Origin of the sequence: Streptomyces sp. NPDC051180 (assembly GCF_040689545.1) — a bacterium.
In the GTDB taxonomy this organism is placed as follows: Bacteria; Actinomycetota; Actinomycetes; order Streptomycetales; family Streptomycetaceae; genus Streptomyces.
Map to the genome: position 1 here is coordinate 161,418 of NZ_JBFBBC010000001.1, position 16,622 is coordinate 178,039.

General features: G+C 74.0%; 14 protein-coding genes. 8 read left to right on the forward strand and 6 right to left on the reverse strand.

Annotation, left to right across the window (positions count from 1 at the left end):
* Window positions 1-40: 40 nt before the first annotated feature.
* Entirely contained in the window at window positions 41-1,951 is a 1,911-nt protein-coding gene (locus tag AB0424_RS00805; protein WP_366301116.1) for an ABC transporter ATP-binding protein, read from the forward strand.
* A 379-nt stretch (window positions 1,952-2,330) separates the two neighbouring features.
* Window positions 2,331-3,167, forward strand: coding sequence for an endolytic transglycosylase MltG (gene mltG, locus AB0424_RS00810; protein ID WP_366301829.1), 837 nt, complete (start codon window positions 2,331-2,333; stop codon window positions 3,165-3,167).
* Window positions 3,168-3,174: 7 nt separating this feature from the next.
* Here mltG and AB0424_RS00815 read toward each other — a convergent pair whose 3' ends face one another.
* The 5 genes from AB0424_RS00815 to AB0424_RS00835 form a co-directional block, all read right to left on the reverse strand.
* Window positions 3,175-4,242: an NAD(P)-binding domain-containing protein gene (locus tag AB0424_RS00815; RefSeq protein ID WP_366301831.1), complete on the reverse strand. Its 1,068-nt coding sequence runs from the start codon at window positions 4,240-4,242 to the stop codon at window positions 3,175-3,177.
* 139 nt (window positions 4,243-4,381) lie between these two features.
* Window positions 4,382-5,593 (reverse strand): LLM class flavin-dependent oxidoreductase, encoded by a 1,212-nt coding sequence (locus AB0424_RS00820; RefSeq protein ID WP_366301117.1) that lies wholly within the window; start codon window positions 5,591-5,593, stop codon window positions 4,382-4,384.
* Window positions 5,593-6,624, reverse strand: a complete 1,032-nt coding sequence (locus tag AB0424_RS00825; RefSeq protein WP_366301119.1) for an ABC transporter substrate-binding protein — start codon at window positions 6,622-6,624, stop codon at window positions 5,593-5,595. Before AB0424_RS00825 ends, AB0424_RS00820 begins: the two co-directional genes overlap by 1 nt.
* 90 nt (window positions 6,625-6,714) lie before the next feature.
* The gene (locus tag AB0424_RS00830; RefSeq protein WP_366301121.1) at window positions 6,715-7,449 is read right to left on the reverse strand and encodes an ABC transporter ATP-binding protein; all 735 of its coding nucleotides are present in this window, start codon (window positions 7,447-7,449) and stop codon (window positions 6,715-6,717) included.
* On the reverse strand, window positions 7,422-8,282 hold the full coding sequence (locus AB0424_RS00835; protein ID WP_366301122.1) for an ABC transporter permease: 861 nt from the start codon (window positions 8,280-8,282) through the stop codon (window positions 7,422-7,424). The genes AB0424_RS00830 and AB0424_RS00835 overlap by 28 nt, the downstream gene beginning before the upstream one ends.
* A 406-nt stretch (window positions 8,283-8,688) precedes the next feature.
* On the opposite strand from AB0424_RS00835, the gene AB0424_RS00840 reads away from it, so the two are divergent.
* Both AB0424_RS00840 and AB0424_RS00845 read left to right on the forward strand, forming a co-directional pair.
* The gene (locus AB0424_RS00840; protein WP_366301123.1) at window positions 8,689-9,237 is read left to right on the forward strand and encodes an FABP family protein; all 549 of its coding nucleotides are present in this window, start codon (window positions 8,689-8,691) and stop codon (window positions 9,235-9,237) included.
* A 2-nt stretch (window positions 9,238-9,239) separates the two neighbouring features.
* A complete protein-coding gene (locus tag AB0424_RS00845; protein ID WP_366301124.1) occupies window positions 9,240-11,258 on the forward strand; it encodes a prolyl oligopeptidase family serine peptidase in 2,019 nt (672 codons plus the stop codon).
* Between the two features lie 42 nt (window positions 11,259-11,300).
* On the opposite strand, the gene AB0424_RS00850 is transcribed toward AB0424_RS00845, so the two are convergent.
* On the reverse strand, window positions 11,301-12,284 hold the full coding sequence (locus AB0424_RS00850) for a LuxR C-terminal-related transcriptional regulator (protein ID WP_366301125.1): 984 nt from the start codon (window positions 12,282-12,284) through the stop codon (window positions 11,301-11,303).
* A gap of 150 nt (window positions 12,285-12,434) precedes the next feature.
* Between AB0424_RS00850 and AB0424_RS00855 the strand changes: the two genes are divergently transcribed.
* The 4 genes from AB0424_RS00855 (at window position 12,435) to AB0424_RS00870 (ending at window position 16,522) form a co-directional block, all read left to right on the forward strand.
* Complete coding sequence (locus AB0424_RS00855; protein WP_366301833.1) at window positions 12,435-13,847, forward strand: aminopeptidase P family protein; 1,413 nt, start codon at window positions 12,435-12,437, stop codon at window positions 13,845-13,847.
* A gap of 208 nt (window positions 13,848-14,055) precedes the next feature.
* Window positions 14,056-15,249: a sialidase family protein gene (locus AB0424_RS00860; protein ID WP_366301835.1), complete on the forward strand. Its 1,194-nt coding sequence runs from the start codon at window positions 14,056-14,058 to the stop codon at window positions 15,247-15,249.
* Window positions 15,250-15,411: 162 nt separating this feature from the next.
* Window positions 15,412-15,855 (forward strand): STAS domain-containing protein, encoded by a 444-nt coding sequence (locus AB0424_RS00865; protein ID WP_366301126.1) that lies wholly within the window; start codon window positions 15,412-15,414, stop codon window positions 15,853-15,855.
* Between the two features lie 151 nt (window positions 15,856-16,006).
* Window positions 16,007-16,522, forward strand: coding sequence for a PadR family transcriptional regulator (locus tag AB0424_RS00870; protein ID WP_366301128.1), 516 nt, complete (start codon window positions 16,007-16,009; stop codon window positions 16,520-16,522).
* Window positions 16,523-16,622 lie beyond the last annotated feature (100 nt).

The window sequence follows — 16,622 nt, forward strand, 5'->3', positions numbered from 1 at the left end:
CTATGCTCTGCTCGAATCGCCTCATTTCCCGAAGGAGCCCATGCATCCCCACGACCAGTCCGACTGGACGCCACCGTCCCGTGACTCCACCCGGCCGAAGGAGCCCGCCCAGGTGCGGCGCATCCTGCGGCTCTTCCGTCCCTACCGCGCGCGCCTCGCGCTCGTCGGCCTCCTGGTCGGCGCCGCCTCGCTCGTCTCGGTCGCCTCGCCGTTCCTGCTCAGGGAGCTCCTCGACGTCGCGATCCCGCAGGGCCGCACCGGGCTGCTGAGCCTGCTCGCCCTCGGCATGATCGCCACCGCCGTGCTGAACGGCGTGTTCGGCGTGCTCCAGACCCTGATCTCCACCACCGTCGGCCAGCGCGTCATGCACGACCTGCGCACCGCGGTGTACGAGCAGCTCCAGCGGATGCCTCTGGCCTTCTTCACGCGCACCCGCACGGGCGAGGTCCAGTCCCGGATCGCCAACGACATCGGCGGCATGCAGGCCACCGTCACCTCGACGGCCACCTCGCTCGTCTCCAACCTCACCGCGGTCGTCGCGACCGTGGTCGCCATGCTCGCCCTCGACTGGCGCCTCACCCTCGTCTCGCTGCTCCTGCTGCCCGTCTTCGTCTGGATCAGCCGGCGCGTCGGCCGCGAGCGCAAACGGATCACCACCCAGCGCCAGAAGCAGATGGCCGCGATGGCCGCGACCGTCACCGAGTCCCTCTCGGTCAGCGGCATCCTGCTGGGCCGCACCATGGGCCGTTCCGACTCCCTGACGAAGTCCTTCGCCGAGGAGTCCGAGCGCCTCGTCGACCTCGAAGTGCGCTCCTCCATGGCCGGGCGCTGGCGCATGTCCACCATCAGCATCGTCATGGCCGCCATGCCCGCCCTGATCTACTGGGCCGCCGGCATCGCGCTCGGCCCCGGCGGCGCCACCCTCTCGCTCGGCACGCTCGTCGCCTTCGTCACGCTCCAGCAGGGCCTCTTCCGGCCGGCCGTGAGCCTGCTCTCCACCGGCGTGCAGATGCAGACCTCCCTCGCGCTCTTCCAGCGCATCTTCGAGTACCTGGACCTGCCCGTCGACGTCGCCGAGCCCGCCGAGCCCGTCAGCCTCCCGCTCGTCAGGGGCGAGGTCTCCTTCGAGAAGGTCGAGTTCCGCTACGACCCCGAGGAGACGGGCCGGGCGACCCTGGAGTCGATCGACCTCACCGTCCCCGCCGGCGGCAGCCTCGCCGTCGTCGGTCCCACCGGCTCGGGCAAGTCCACGCTGAGCTACCTGGTGCCGCGGCTGTACGACGTCACCGGCGGACGCGTCGCCCTCGACGGCGTCGACGTGCGCGACCTGGACTTCGACACGCTCGCCCGCGCCGTCGGCGTCGTCTCCCAGGAGACCTACCTCTTCCACGCCTCCGTCGCGGACAACCTCCGCTTCGCCAAGCCGGACGCCACCGACGAGGAGATCGAGGCCGCCGCGCGCGCCGCCCAGATCCACGACCACATCGCCTCGCTGCCCGACGGCTACGACACCCTGGTGGGCGAGCGCGGCTACCGGTTCTCCGGCGGCGAGAAGCAGCGCCTGGCCATCGCGCGCACCATCCTGCGCGACCCGCCCGTGCTCATCCTCGACGAGGCGACCAGCGCCCTCGACACCCGGACGGAGCACGCGGTGCAGCAGGCCATGGACACCCTGTCCGAGGGTCGCACGACCATCACCATCGCCCACCGGCTCTCGACCGTCCGCGACGCCGACCAGATCGTCGTCCTGGAGGCGGGCCGGATCGCCGAGCGCGGGACCCATGACGAGCTGCTCGCGCGCGACGGCCGCTACGCGGCCCTGGTCCGGCGGGACGCCCGCACGGCGGAATCGGCTGCCGCGGACCCCTCGGCGGGCGCCGGGGAGGCCGCTTCGACAGGGCGTGCGGGCGAACAGACGAACGTGGGAGCGGTTGTTCCCCAGAACGTGTGATCGTTCCGGGAGATCGTTGTCCCTTCCCCGTACCGCGTCGGATGATGACGGAGTGCGAGCGGCGTGCTGCAGAACGCGATCGCACCGTCCCACTGATGCACCTGTACGAGGAGAAGCACCACCATGAACGTCATCACCAACCTGCTCGCCGGCGTCCTGCACTTCCTGGGCTGGCTCGTCTGACGATCGCAGTGCCCGGCGCCGTCGGTTCCCCGTCCCAGGGAGCCGGCGGCGCCGCCGCGTGCGCGGGTTCCCCGGATTCCCGGACGGACCGGGTTAGCGTGCGGCCATGACCTACCGGTCGCCGTCCCCGTACGCACCCCCGCGCCGCGTCCACCGCGCGCTGCCCGCCCTGGGCCCCCGCCGCCCCGCGTCGCCCATGCCGCCCCGGCGCGGACGCCGCCCCCGGCTCACCCGGCGCGGCCGTCTCGCCCTGCTGCTCGGCGCCGTCCTCGCCGTGGCCGCCGCGGTCACCGTGCCCCTGCTGCCCGCCCACGACGAACCGGTCGCCGAAAAGCCCCGCTCGCTCCTCGTCCCCGAGGGCTGGCGGGCCGGTCAGGTGTACGCGGCCGTCGACCGGTCCCTCGGTCTGCCCCGGGGCACCGCGCGGAAGACCGCGATGGCGCCCGGCACGGTGCTTCCGCTGCCCGCCGAGGCCGACGGCAACCCGGAGGGCTACCTCTTCCCCGCGACCTACCCCGTGCTCACCGCCACCAGCCCGGAGGTGCTGCTCCGCTTCATGGTGGACACCGCCTCCCGCCGCTTCGGGACGGCGGCGATCGCGGAGGGCGCGCGGGCGCACGGACTGAGCGTGTACCAGACGGTGATCGCGGCGAGCATCGTCCAGGCCGAGGCCGACAACCCCGAGGACATGGCCAAGGTGGCCCGCGTCGTCCACAACCGGCTCGCCCGCGGCATGGCCCTCCAGATGGACTCGACGCTCAACTACGCACTGGACCGCACCACGGTGGACACGACCTACGAGGACACGCGGAGCTCCAGCCCGTACAACACCTACGAGCGCAAGGGGCTCCCGCCGACGCCGATCGGGAATCCGGGGGACCAGGCGCTGGACGCCGTCATCCGTCCGGCGGACGGCGACTGGCTGTACTTCGTCACGGTCGCCCCCGGCGACACCCGCTTCACCGCCGACTACGCGGCCCACCGGGAGAACGTGGCCGAGTTCAACGCCAACCGGAGCGCGGCGAAGCAGTGACGCGGGCTCAGCCGGCGGCGACGCCGGCCGGCTCGCGGGCGAGGAGGCGGCGGATGTCGGAGACGGCGGCCCGGCCGGCCCGGTTGGCGCCGATCGTCGACGCCGACGGGCCGTAGCCGACGAGGTGGACGCGCTCGTCGCGCACCGCCCGCGTCCCCTCGACCCGGATCCCGCCGCCGGGCTCCCGCAGCCGCAGCGGGGTCAGGTGGTCGATCGCCGCCCGGAAGCCGGTCGCCCACAGGATCACGTCCACGTCGGCGGTCCGGCCGTCCGCCCAGGCCACCCCGGTCGGGGTGATCCGGTCGAACATCGGAAGCCGGTCCAGGATCCCGCGCTCGCGCGCCTCGCGGATCGCGTCGTTGAGGGGGAGTCCGGTGACCGAGACGACGCTGCGCGGCGGGAGCCCGCGCCGGACGCGCTCCTCGACGAGGGCGACGGCGGCGCGCCCCTCCTCCTCCCCGAACGGCCCCTCGCGGTAGACGGGCTCGCGCCGGGTGACCCAGGTCGTGCCGGCGGCGACCTCGGCGATCTCCATCAGGTGCTGGGTGCCGGATGCGCCGCCCCCGACGACGAGTACGCGCTTCCCGGCGAACTCCGCCGGCCCCGGGTAGTCGGCGGTGTGCAGCTCGCGGCCGCGGAAGGTCTCCTGGCCCGGGTAGCGCGGCCAGAAGGGGCGGTCCCAGGTGCCGGTGGCGTTGATCAGGGCACGGGTCGCGTAGACCCCCTCCGAGGTCTCCACCCGCAGCCGCCCGTCCTCGCCCTCCCCGACGGCGGTGACGTCGACGGGCCGGTGGACCCGCAGGTCGAACGTCCGCTCGTACGTGTCGAAGTACGCGCCGATCACCTCCGAGGAGGGCCGCGCGGGGTCCGCGCCCGTCAGCTCCATGCCCGGCAGCGCGTGCATGCCGTGGACCTTGCCGTACGTCAGGGACGGCCAGCGGAACTGCCAGGCGCCGCCGGGGTGGGGGGCGTGGTCGAGCACCACGAAGTCGCGGTCCGGCTCCAGACCGGCGCGCCGGAGGTGGAAGGCGGCCGAGAGACCGGCCTGGCCGGCGCCGATGACGACGACGTCCACCGTCCGTGGCCCGTCGCCGCCTGCCGCGACCGTCCCCGGAGCCGCTCCGACCGTCCCGACCGCTTCGACCTCGAAATCGTTCACGCTTCTACCAACCGGGGTGGGGGTGCGGATCTTCCCGCACCCCCGCCCCGGCGCTCTACCGCCCGCCGGGCACCAGCAGCGGCGCCCCGCCCGGGGCCGAGGCCGGACGGCCGTTCACCGCGGGGACCCCGAGCAGCGGGGAGGCCGGGACCTTCGGCAGCAGCCCGCGCGCGGCGAGCTCGGGCGTCACGCCCTCGCCGAACCAGTACGCCTCCTCCAGGTGCGGGTACCCGGACAGCACGAAGTGCTCCACGCCCAGGTCGTGGTATTCCTCGATCCGGTCCGCGACGTCGGCGTGGCTGCCGACGAGCGCCGTCCCCGCCCCGCCCCGCACCAGACCGACCCCCGCCCACAGGTTCGGCGAGATCTCCAGCTTGTCCCGGTCGAGCGAGCCGCCGCGGTGGAGGGCCAGCATCCGCTGCTGGCCGACGGACTCACTGCGGCCGAGCAGCTCCTGGGCCGAGGCGACCGTCTCGGCGTCGAGATCGGAGAGCAGCCGGTCGGCCGTCGCCCAGGCGTCCCGCGCCGAGTCCCGCGAGATGGTGTGCAGGCGGATCCCGAACCGGACCGTCCGGCCCCGCTCCTCCGCGAGCCCCCGGATCCAGTCGATCTTCTCCTTCACCTGCCAGGGCGGCTCGCCCCAGGTCAGATAGACGTCGGCGTGCTCCGCCGCGACGGGACCGGCCGCCTCGGAGGAGCCGCCGAAGAAGATCTCGGGCAGCGGGTCGGGCGGCAGCGCGGTCAGGCCGCCGTCGATCCGGAAGTGCTCGCCCTCGAAGTCGAACGGCCGGCCGCTCCAGGCGCCCCGCACGACCGAGAGGAACTCGGCCGTCCGCGCGTACCGCCGGTCGTGGTCCAGGTGGTCGCCGAACCGCCGCTGCTCGGCGGAGTCGCCGCCCGTCACCACGTTGAGGAGCAGCCGCCCCCGGGTGATCCGCTGGTAGGTGGACGCCATCTGGGCCGCGAGGACCGGTGAGATCACGCCCGGGCGGAAGGCCACCAGGAACTTGAGCCGCTCGGTGTGCTGGGCGAGGGCCACGGTCGTCAGCCAGGCGTCCTCGCACCACGTCCCGGTCGGGGTCAGCACCGCCTCGAAGCCCAGTTGTTCGGCGGCCTTGGCGATCTGGACCAGATAGTCGATGTCGGGCGCGCGCACCCCGGACACGGTCCGGCTCCGGGTGATCCCGCCGTCGGTGTAGGCGTGCCGGTCGACGAGGGTGCGGCCGTCGCCGCCGGTCGGCAGGAACCAGTGCAGGTGGACGGTCATCAGGATGCCTTTCCGTACGTGCGCGCCGGGGTGGTCGACGGCGGCAGGTCCTTGTTGAAGCGGCGGTCGACGAAGTCGTCGAACCGGAAGGTGCGAGGGATCAGCCCGAGCCGGGCGAAGGTGTCGGCGATCCGCTGCTCGGAGGCGACGGCCGCGTCGTCGAGGGCGACCGGGACCCGGGTGCCGTTGCTGCGCTTCACGGCGGCGAGGGCCACCGCGTACGGCAGACCGGTCTCCTTCGCCCAGACCTTCGCCCAGGCGTCGGGGTGCTCGAACACCCAGTCCTGGGCGCGCCGCAGCCGTTCGAGGTAGTCGCCGATGGCGGCGGCCTTCTCCTTGTCGGCGAGCGCGGCGGGGGCCGCGACCTGGAACGCGAGGCCGTTGACGATGCCCCGGCCGTCGGCGAGCACCCGGCCCCGGCCGCTCTCCAGGACCTGGGAGGTGTACGGGTCCCAGACCGCCCAGGCGTCCACCTTGCCGCCGGAGAAGGCGGCGAGGGCGTCGGCCGGCTGGAGCAGGGTGGGGTGGATGTCGCCGAGGGTGAGCCCGGCCTCGGCGAGCGCGGCGATCAGCTGGTAGTGCGCGGCGCTGCCCTGGGCCACGGCGACCTTCTTCCCCTTCAGATCGCGGGCGGTGCGCAGCGGGGAGTCCTTGGGGACGAGGATCGCCTCACCGGCCGAGTCGCCGTGGGTGGCGGCGACCACGGTGATCTTGGAGGAGGCGCCGGCGGCGAACACCGGCGGGGTGTTGCCGACACCCCCGATGTCGACGGCCTCGGCGTTCACGGCTTCGAGCAGGGGTGGGCCCGAGGTGAACGTCGACCATGTGACGCGATAGGGCAGGTCGTCGAGTTCGCCCGCGGCGCGCAGGACGGCCTCGGAGCCGCCCTTCTGGTCGCCCACGCGCAGGACGAGGCTCCCCTTGCCGTCGGAGTTCGCGTTCTGCCCGGCGGCCGAGGCGCCGGAGCAGGCGGAGACGAGGAGGGCGAGGGGCACCAGCAGTGCCGCGGCGGACAGACGGGGGGACTTCACGGGTTCTCCTCGGGGTCGGGGTCGGCGTCGGGGCCGGTTTCGGTGTCGGGACGTCGCAAGAGCGGGGCGGGAGGGGCGGGACGGTGCCGATCAGGCCGCGGTGGGCGCGGCGAGCCCGTCCTCGGTGACGCCGAGTTCGGCGAGCAGGCGGGTGCGGAGCCCGGCGAGCTCGGGGTCCCCGGGCGAGCGGGGCCGTGCGAGGTCGACCGGGGTGTCGTACGCGATGACCCCGTCCCGCATCACCAGGGCGCGGTCCGCGAGCAGCAGCGCCTCGTCCACGTCGTGGGTGACGAGCAGAACCGTGCAGCCGCGCCGCTGCCACAACTCCGCCACCAGGCGCTGCGCCTTGATCCGGGTCAGGGCGTCGAGCGCGCCGAACGGCTCGTCGAGCAGCAGCAGATCGGGATCGCGTACCAACGCACGGGCGAGGGAGGCGCGTTGGGCCTCACCTCCGGAGAGGGTCTTGGGCCACGCCCCGGAGCGGTGGCCGAGTCCGACCTCCTCCAGGGCCTTCTCCGCGACCGCGCGGCCGGGCTTGCCGGGCAGTCCGAGCAGCACGTTGCGCCAGACCCGCTTCCACGGCATCAGACGCGGCGCCTGGAAGGCGACGGCCCGCCGCCGCGGCACGAGGACGGTGCCGGAGATCTCCCGGTCGAGCCCCGCGAGCACCCGCAGGAGCGTGGACTTGCCGCAGCCACTGTGACCGAGGAGCGCGGTGAACTGCCCGGCCCGCAGGGTCAGATCGAGTCCGTCGACGACCGGGCGTCCGTCGAAGGAGCGGGTGAGACCCTGGACGGTCACTGCCCGGTGAAGGTCGGTCGCCATTGCAGCAGCAGCCTTTCGAGAGAGCGGACGACGGCGTCGGCGAGCAGGCCGAGGAAGGCGTAGACGACCAGGCAGACGACGATCACGTCGGTGCGGAAGAACTCGCGTGCCTGGTTCATCAGGAAGCCGATCCCGGCGTCGGCGTTGATCGACTCCCCGAAGACCAGCGCGAGCCAGGCGGTGGCGAGCGAGTAGCGCAGCCCCGTCATGGCCCCCGGCAGGGCGCCGGGCAGCACGACGTGCCGGACCAGACCCCACCGGCCCAGCCCCAGCGACTCGCCCGCCTCGACGAGTCGGGCGTCCACGCCGCGTATGCCGGCGTACACGTTCAGATAGAGGTGGAAGGCCACCCCGAGGGCGATCAGCGCCACCTTGGGCGCCTCGCCGATCCCGAGCCAGATGATGAAGAGCGGGATGAGGCCGACCCACGGGACCGTCCGCAGCATCTGCACGGGAGCGTCGACGAGGTCCTCGCCGAGCCGCGACAGCCCCGACACCAGGGCGAGCGAGACCCCCACGGCGCCGCCGATCAGCAGCCCCACGGCGACCCGCCACAGCGAGACCCCCATCGCGGTCGGCAGCGTGCCGTCCGCGATCAGCCCGCCGCCGGCCCGGGCGATGGTCCCCGGCGAGGCCAGCACGTCGGAGGGGAGGACGCCCGCCGTACTGAGGGTCTGCCACAGCGCGAGTAGCAGCACGGGTCCGACACACCGGCGCAGCCAGCGCGGAACGGCGGGGCCGCGACCGGGCCCGCGTGCGGGGGCGAGGGACTCGACATCCGGCAAAGGCGATATGTCGGGCGGAGAGAGGGGTGGGGCATGGCCGACCGTCATGGCGGGGCTCCGGGGTCTCTGGGAGAGAACGGGGTGGAGGTACGCCTCAGCGCCCGCGGGCGCGGGAGGAACACGCGCGCACTGCGGTCAGGGCGTCAGGGGTGATGCGGGTGAGAGGGCGTCAGCAGCCGCGGCGACACGCGGCGGAGGCCACCCGCAGCAGGTCGATGTGACCGCGCGAGGTGAGCAGGGCTGTACGCAACATGGCGCGAAGGTAGCGGCCGTCACCGGTGCGGTCAACGCCCGTCTCGCAGCGTGGACCCGCCCACCCGACCGCGACGGGGGCCCACGGACGCGGCCCTCGGGCGATCGCGGCAGGTGGCGTGGCCGGAAGGCCCCGGCACCCGGGCGGCCGACACCCCCTAAGCTGCGATCCGGCACAGGCCCCGACCCAGGAGCGCACCTCATGTTCGACCGCGAGCCGCACCACCCCTACCCCGACGCCCTGCGGCCGGACGGGACGCCCGCGCCGCACGAGCTGCTGGCGCCGGTGACCGGCCTGCTCGGCACCTGGACGGGCCGGGGCCGCGGCGAGTACCCGACCCTCGCCGAGGGGTTCGCGTACGAGCAGGAGGTCACGTTCGCCCACGACGGCCGGCCGTTCCTCCGCTACGAGGCCCGCGCCTGGCTGGTCGACGCGGACGGCACCCCGCTGCGGCCCGCGGCGCGGGAGAGCGGATGGTGGCGGCTGAAGCCGGACGGCGCGGTGGAGGCGCTGATCACCCAGCCCACGGGCATCGCGGAGATCATGGTCGGCCGGGCGCAGGACGGCACGGTCGACCTCGCCACCCACACCGTCGCCCTCGCCCCCACCGCCAAGGACGTCGAGGCCACCCGGCGCCGCTATACCCTCGCCGACGACGGCACGCTCGACTTCGTCCACGACATGGCGGCGGTCGGGCAGCCGCTGCGGCACCACCTTTCGGCACAGCTGCGACGCGAGGACGGGAAGTAGCCATGGGAGAACCGACCGACGACGACCCGTACCTCTGGCTGGAGGAGGTCACCGGCGAGGACGCGCTCGCCTGGGTGGCCGAGCGGAACGCCGAGACGGCCGACGCCCTCGCCGCCGACCCCGGCTTCCTCCCGCTGAAGGAGCGGCTGCGGGAGGTGCTGGACGCCTCGGACCGCATCCCGTACACCACCCGGCGCGGCCCGCACCTGTACAACTTCTGGCGGGACGCCGCGCACGTCCGCGGGCTCTGGCGGCGGACGACCCTGGAGCAGTACCGCAAGGACGTCCCCGAGTGGGACGTCCTGCTCGACCTCGACGCGCTCGCCGAGGCCGAGGGCGAGAAGTGGGTGTGGGACGGCGCGCGGGTCCGCCGCCCCGACCACGACCTGGCCCTGATCCGGCTCTCCCGGGACGGCGGTGACGCCGTCGTGGTCCGCGAGTTCGACCTCGCCGCACGGGAGTTCGTCGAGGACGGCTTCCGGCTCCCGGAGGCCAAGACGCGGATCGGCTGGATCGACGCCGACACCGTCTTCGTCGGCACGGACACCGGCCCCGGCTCGCTCACCGACTCCGGCTACCCGCGCCAGGTCCGCCGCTGGCGGCGCGGCACCGAGCCGGCGGAGGCCGAGCTCGTCTTCGAGGCCGGACAGGCCGACGTGTCGGCCTGGGGACAGCACGACAGCACCCCCGGCTACGAACGCGACTTCGTCGGCCGGTCGCTGGACTTCTTCCGCAGCGAGACCCACTGGCTGCGGCCGGACGGCACGCTCGTCCGGATCGACGTCCCCGACGACGCCCTCGCCTACGCCCACCGGCGGCACCTGATCGTCACCCTCAAGTCCGACTGGCTGGGACAGCCGACGGGCTCGCTGCTCGCCTTCGACTTCGACGCGTTCCTGGCGGGCGACCGCACCCCCGAGGTGCTGTTCACCCCGGACGAGCGGACGGCCCTGGCCGGCCACGCCTGGACCCGCGGCCACCTCGTCCTGGAGACGCTGCGGGACGTCAGCACCCGCATCGAGGTCCTCACCCCCGCACCCGACGGAGGATGGACCCGCGAGCCGCTCGTCGGCGTCCCCGAACTCTCCGCCGTGAGCGTCGTGGACACCGACCCGGACGTCTCCGACGAGTTCTTCCTCGACGTCTCGGGCTTCCTCCAGTCCTCCACGCTCCACCGCGGCCGCATCGGCGGCGACAGCGAGACCCTCAAGCAGGCCCCCGACCGCTTCGACACCACCGGCCTCTCCGTGGCGCAGCACTTCGCGGTCTCCCGCGACGGCACACGCGTCCCGTACTTCGTCATCGGACCCGACCACGCCGTCACGGGCCCCGGGCCCACCCTGCTCTACGGCTACGGCGGGTTCGAGGTCTCCCTCACCCCCTACTACGGCGCGGTCACGGGCCGGGCGTGGCTGGAACAGGGCGGCACCTACGTCATCGCGAACATCCGGGGCGGCGGCGAGTACGGGCCGGACTGGCACCAGGCCGCCCTCGGCGCGGACCGGCCGCGGGCCTTCGAGGACTTCGCCGCCGTCGCCGAGGACCTCGTCACCCGCGGGATCACCACCCCGGCCGCGCTCGGCGCGGCCGGCGGCAGCAACGGCGGGCTGCTGATGGGCGCGATGCTCACCCGCTACCCGGAGCTGTTCGGCGCGATCGTCGCCCAGGTGCCGCTGCTCGACATGACCCGCTTCCACAAGCTCCTCGCGGGCGCGTCCTGGATCGCCGAGTACGGCGACCCGGACGACGAGGCGGACCTCCCGCACCTGCTCGACGTCTCCCCGTACCACCGGATCGCCGCGGACCGGCGCTACCCCCCGGTGCTCCTCATGACGTCGACCCGCGACGACCGCGTCCACCCCGGCCACGCCCGCAAGGCGGCGGCCCGGCTGCGGGAGCTCGGGCATCCGGTGCTGTTCCACGAGAACACCGGAGGCGGCCACGCGGGCGCGGGCGACAACGAGCAGGCCGCCCACAACAGCGCCCTGATGTACACCTTCCTGCGGCGGCACCTGGCCTGACGGACCGCCCGCCCCGGGGCCGGGAGCACTCCCGGCCCCGGGTCACAGCCAGCCCGAGCGCTGCGCCTGGAGCGCCAGCTGGAACCGGTTCGTCGCGCCGAGCCGGGCCATCAGGACCTGGATCCTGCGGAACAGCGTGCGGCGGCTCACGCCGAGCTCACGGGCGATGACCTCGTCGGCGGCGCCGCCGGCGAGCAGCCGCAGCAGCCGCCGGTCGGCCGGCAGGAGCCCGGCCGGCCGCGTGGTGCGGCCGTGGAAGGGCAGCGCGCCCTGCCACACCTGCTCGAAGAGCGCCACCAGCGCGGAGAGCAGCCCGCACGGCTGCACCACCATCATCGCGTTGTGCACGTCCGCCTCCCTGATCGACAGGGAGACCATCGCGTACGCCTCGTCGATGATCACCAGCTTCACCGGCACCGACGGCAGCACCCGGGCCTGCTCCCCGGCCTCGATGCACGGCTCGATGGCCGTCTCCAGGTTCCCCGGCAGCTCCAGCGACGCCCGCGAGTACACCACCCGCTGGGTCACCCCGCGGGCCAGTGTCGCCAGCGCGTCGTCCGTCGCGCCCGGGATGGGGAAGTACGGCGGCGAGTCGAGCTGCCGGATCTGCTCGCGCGCGCTCGCCCACGCCTGCCGCATCCGCAGCCCGACGGCGTCCCCGGTGACGACCTCCACGAGATGGTCGCCGTGGGTGGCGAGCCGCTGCCGACGGAACGTCTCGAACGCGCCGCCGACCGTGATCCGGGACTCGTCCAGCTCGGCGGCCCGGTGCCGGCCGAGGATCTCCAGACCGGCGGCGGGCGGCACCGGCGCCACCACCTCCGGGCCCTCCTCGGCGGCGCTCGCGAGACCGGCGTCGACCAGCTCCCCGTACGCCGCCGCCAGCGCGCCGCCCGACAGCCCCGCCGCCGACCCGACGGCGCTCAGCGGCGCGGGCCCGAGCTCCAGGAGCTTGAGGTAGACCCGGCCGGCCTCGTCGCCGATCCCCAGAAGCCGCAGGGCCTCACTGAGCTTCGCGTTCGCCATGGACCGCATTATCGACCCCTTCCGGCACCCGTGCGTGGCCGATCCGTGCCACTGACACTCCTGGGCACCCGGCGGGGTCGTACGGGAGTACCGTCCGGGTGCCGCCGACGACCGGTGGCCGAGGAACTCACCGGGAAGAAGGTGCAGGACGTGGCGAAGGGTCGCAAGAACGGCCTCTACGGAGGCGTCTCCGAGGAGCTTTCCGCCCTCATGCGGACGGGCTGGGCGGACACCGAGCGGCACGGGCTCGAGCCCGACGAGCAGGCCCCGCACGCGGCCCGCCGCCGCGCGGCGCTCTCCGCCCTGTTCCCCGGCGAGCGCCTGGTGATCCCGTCGGGCAACCTCAAGACGCGCTCCAACGACGACACGTACCCCTTCCGCGCCCACTCCGGCTACGTGCACATGACCGGAGACCAGGCCCGCGACGGCGCCCTCGTCCTGGAGCCCCGCGCCGACGGAGGCCACGACGCCTCCAGCTACCAGCTGCCCCGCGACGGCCGGGACACCGACGAGTTCTGGATCGGCTACACCGCCGAGCTGTGGATGGGCCGCCGCCGCACCCTCGCGGAGTCCGAGGTCGTCCTCGGCCTCGCCTGCCGGGACGTCCGCACCCTCGCCGACGACCTCGCCGCCGGAGCCGGCGTCCCCACCCGCATCGTCCGCGGGGTCGACCCGGCCCTGGAAGCCGCCGTCACCACCGACGAGGAGCGCGACGCCGAGCTGGAGGGCGCGCTGAGCGACCTGCGGCTCGTCAAGGACGCGTGGGAGATCGGCGAGATGCGCAAGGCGGTCGACTCCACCGTCCGCGGCTTCACCGACTGCGTCGGCGAGCTCTCCCGGGCGGTCGCCTCGTCCGAGCGGTGGATCGAGGGCACCTTCTTCCGCCGGGCCCGCCTGGAGGGCAACCACGTCGGATACGGCTCGATCTGCGCCGCCGGCGAGCACGCCACGATCATGCACTGGACCGACAACGACGGCCCGGTGCGCCCCGGCGAGCTGCTCCTCCTCGACGCCGGTGTCGAGACGCACTCCCTCTACACCGCCGACGTCACCCGCACCCTCCCCATCAGCGGCACCTTCAGCGACGTGCAGCGCACGGTGTACGACGCGGTGTACGAGGCGCAGGAGGCCGGCATGGCCGCCGTGAAGCCGGGCGTCCCGTACCGCGCCTTCCACGAGGCGTCCCAGCGGCATCTGGCCGCGCGCCTGGTCGAGTGGGGCTTCATCGAGGGCCCCGTCGACCGCGCCTACGAGCTCGGCCTCCAGCGCCGCTTCACGATGGCGGGCACCGGCCACATGCTCGGCCTCGACGTCCACGACTGCGCGCAGGCACGCACCGAGGAGTACGTCGACGGCGTCCTCGAACCGGGCATGGTGCTCACCGTCGAGCCGGGCCTCTACTTCCAGCCGGACGACCTCACCGTGCCCGAGGAGTGGCGCGGCATCGGCGTCCGGATCGAGGACGACCTGCTCGTCACCGAGGACGGCCACGAGAACCTCTCGTCGGGCCTGCCCCGCTCCTCGGCCGACGTCGAGGCGTGGATGGCGAGGTTCGCGGGCTGACCGCCCCGCGCCGCCCGCGGGTTTCGTCTCCGCGAGGCCCGGCGTTGTCCCCGCGTTCAGGTCGCGGTCTCCCGTGCCGGTGATCTTCGGGCGGTGAGCCGTGACGCGGCTCGACGGCGCGGCGGCAGGGAGACCCGTGAGGCGTGGAGTCGTGGCGGCGACGGCGGTCCTCGCCGTCACCGCCGCGGGGCTGTCCGCCACGGGGACCATCGGACCACCGGGACGGGGGGAACCGGCGCCGGGCCGTGCGGGGCCCGGCGCCGGCTGTACGACGTCCGTCCCGTACGCCGCCGGGACCGGCGGGTACGCGGGCTACCGCATCCCCGCCGTCGTGCGCACCCCGGCCGGCACCGTGCTCGCCTTCGCGGAGGGACGGACCGCGGGGGCGGGGGACAGCGGCGACATCGACATCGTGGTCCGGCGCTCGGAGGACGGCGGCTGCACCTGGGACACGCCGCGGGTGGCCGCCGACGGCGGCGGCGACACCCGGGGCAATCCCGCGCCGGTCGTCGACCCCCGCTCCGGCGACGTGGTCCTCGTCAGCTCCTTCAACGGCGCAGAGGCGACGGAGAGCCGGATCCTGGGCGGCGAGGTCCCGGCCGCACGCGGCCGCCGCGTCTTCGTGCAGCGCAGCTCCGACGACGGCCGGACCTTCTCGGCGCCGCGGGAGATCACGGCGTCGGCCAAGCGACCCGACTGGCGCTGGTACGCCACCGGACCCGGCCATGCCCTGGCCCTCGCCCGCGGCCCGCACGCCGGGCGCCTGGTCGTCCCCGCCGACCACTCGGCGGCGCCGCCACCGGGCTCGCCGGACACCGGCCGCGAGCCCCGGTACTACGGAGCGCACGCCCTCCTGAGCGACGACGGAGGCCGGAGCTGGAGGATCGGACTCGTCGACGACACCTACGACGGCGTCGTCAACTCCAACGAGTCCACCGCAGCGGAACTCCCGGACGGGAAGGTCTACTTCGGCACCCGCGACCAGCTGGGCACCGGACCGGGCAACCGCGCGGACGCGGTCTCGGCCGACGGCGGCGCCACCCTCGCCCGCCCGTTCGCGCCGCAGCGGACCCTCGACGGCGTCCCCGTGGTGCAGGGCAGCCTGCTGTACGTCGGCGGGCGCGACCGCACCCTGCTCTTCTCCGCCCCCTCCGTCCCGACCGAACGGGCCGACCTCGCCCTGTGGAGCAGCAGGGACGGCGGCCTGACCTTCGGCCGGCTCCTCACCGTCGCCCGGCGCAAGGCCGCCTACTCGGACCTGGTCCGACTGGACGCGCGCACGGTCGGCCTCCTCCACGAGACCGGGGCCCGGAGCCCGTACGAGACCGTGGAGTTCCGGCGGATCGCGCTCCCCGCGGACCAGGGAGGTCCCGCCGGTCGGCACGGCGGCACTCCGCCCTGACCGGCGCTGCCGCGCGCCCGTTCGCCGTTCGGCCGGGGAAGCGGAGGAGGAGGGGGAGGCGATTCACCGATTCAGGTGACAGCAGTCGAGGTGAAACGTCCCTGCATTTCCGGACACGGCCACCCTCGACGTGACACATGGAGCCACCCTGTGGAGCGTCCGATGCAGCTGATCCCCCGTCACGACCCGTACCTCGTGGTCCGCTCGACCGACGGTGTCACCGTCGCCGCGCTCCGCGGCGAGCTCGATCTCGTCCTGGTCCGGCACCTGCGGCCCGAGCTCGACGCCCTCGTGCGGGAGTCCGACGCCCTGACCGTCGACGTCCGGCGCCTCACCTTCTGCGACGCCACCGGACTCGGCCTCCTCGCCCACTGCGCCGGGGACGCCGGGCGTCGCGGCACGCGCTGGCGGCTCCTCTGCGACCAGCCCTGGATCCTCCGCCTCATCCGCCTCTCCGCGCTCCACGACCTGCTGCGCCCGGAGCACGCCCCGCCGGACGGTCGCGCGGCCGAGCCGGAGGAGTCGTTCGCGCCGCTCCCGGTGTCGGCCCCGCTGCCCGACGCGCCCCGGTGGACCGGGCCCGGCGCCCCGCGACCGGCGCCGTAGGCGTCTCGCCGCAGGGGGGCGAGGGCGGACCCGGCCGGAATGCGCGACGGTGTGGAGTCCGCCGCGGGCGTGGCGGGTTCACGACCGTCGGGCGTGGCGGGTGGCCGCCTCACCAGGGACTTCGGCCGCTCTGCGCGATACGGTCGGCGGCATGTCTGAAGTCCGCTTGACCACGCCGTCCTTCCTCGTGCTCGGTATCATCGACACCTTGGGCGAGGCCAGTCCGTACGACGTGAAGGTCGAGGCGGCGCGGACCGTGGCGCCCTTCTGGTCGATGCCGCACGCGCAGGTCTACGCGCAGTGCGACCGGCTCCTGGAAGCGGGGCTCCTGTCGGAGGTCCGGCAGGCGGGTGGCCGGAACAGGCGCCTGATGCGACTCACGGAGGCCGGGTCGGCGGCGCTCCGCGACTGGCTGGCCGACCCCGCTTTCGTCCCGGTCGAGGCCCGCGAACGCGGCATCCTCAAGCTGTGGTTCGGCGCCAGCCCGCGGGTGCACGCCCCCGTGCAGGTCGGGGAGCACCGCCGGACGCTCGACGAGTACGAGGCGCTCGCCGCCGACGTGGGCGAGCTGCTGACGCGGGGTCAGCGCGAGGCGCTGGAGTTCGGCATCCGCTATGAGCGGATGATGGTCGATTTCTGGCAGTGGGTCGAGACCCGCGAACCCTGAGTTCGTCACCGACCGGTTGACCGCGCCGTGGCCTCGCCCTACCTTCCTCCATAGTCCAGAAAGGACTATGCGTGTTCGGAGGAGGGGGACCGTCGTGGGG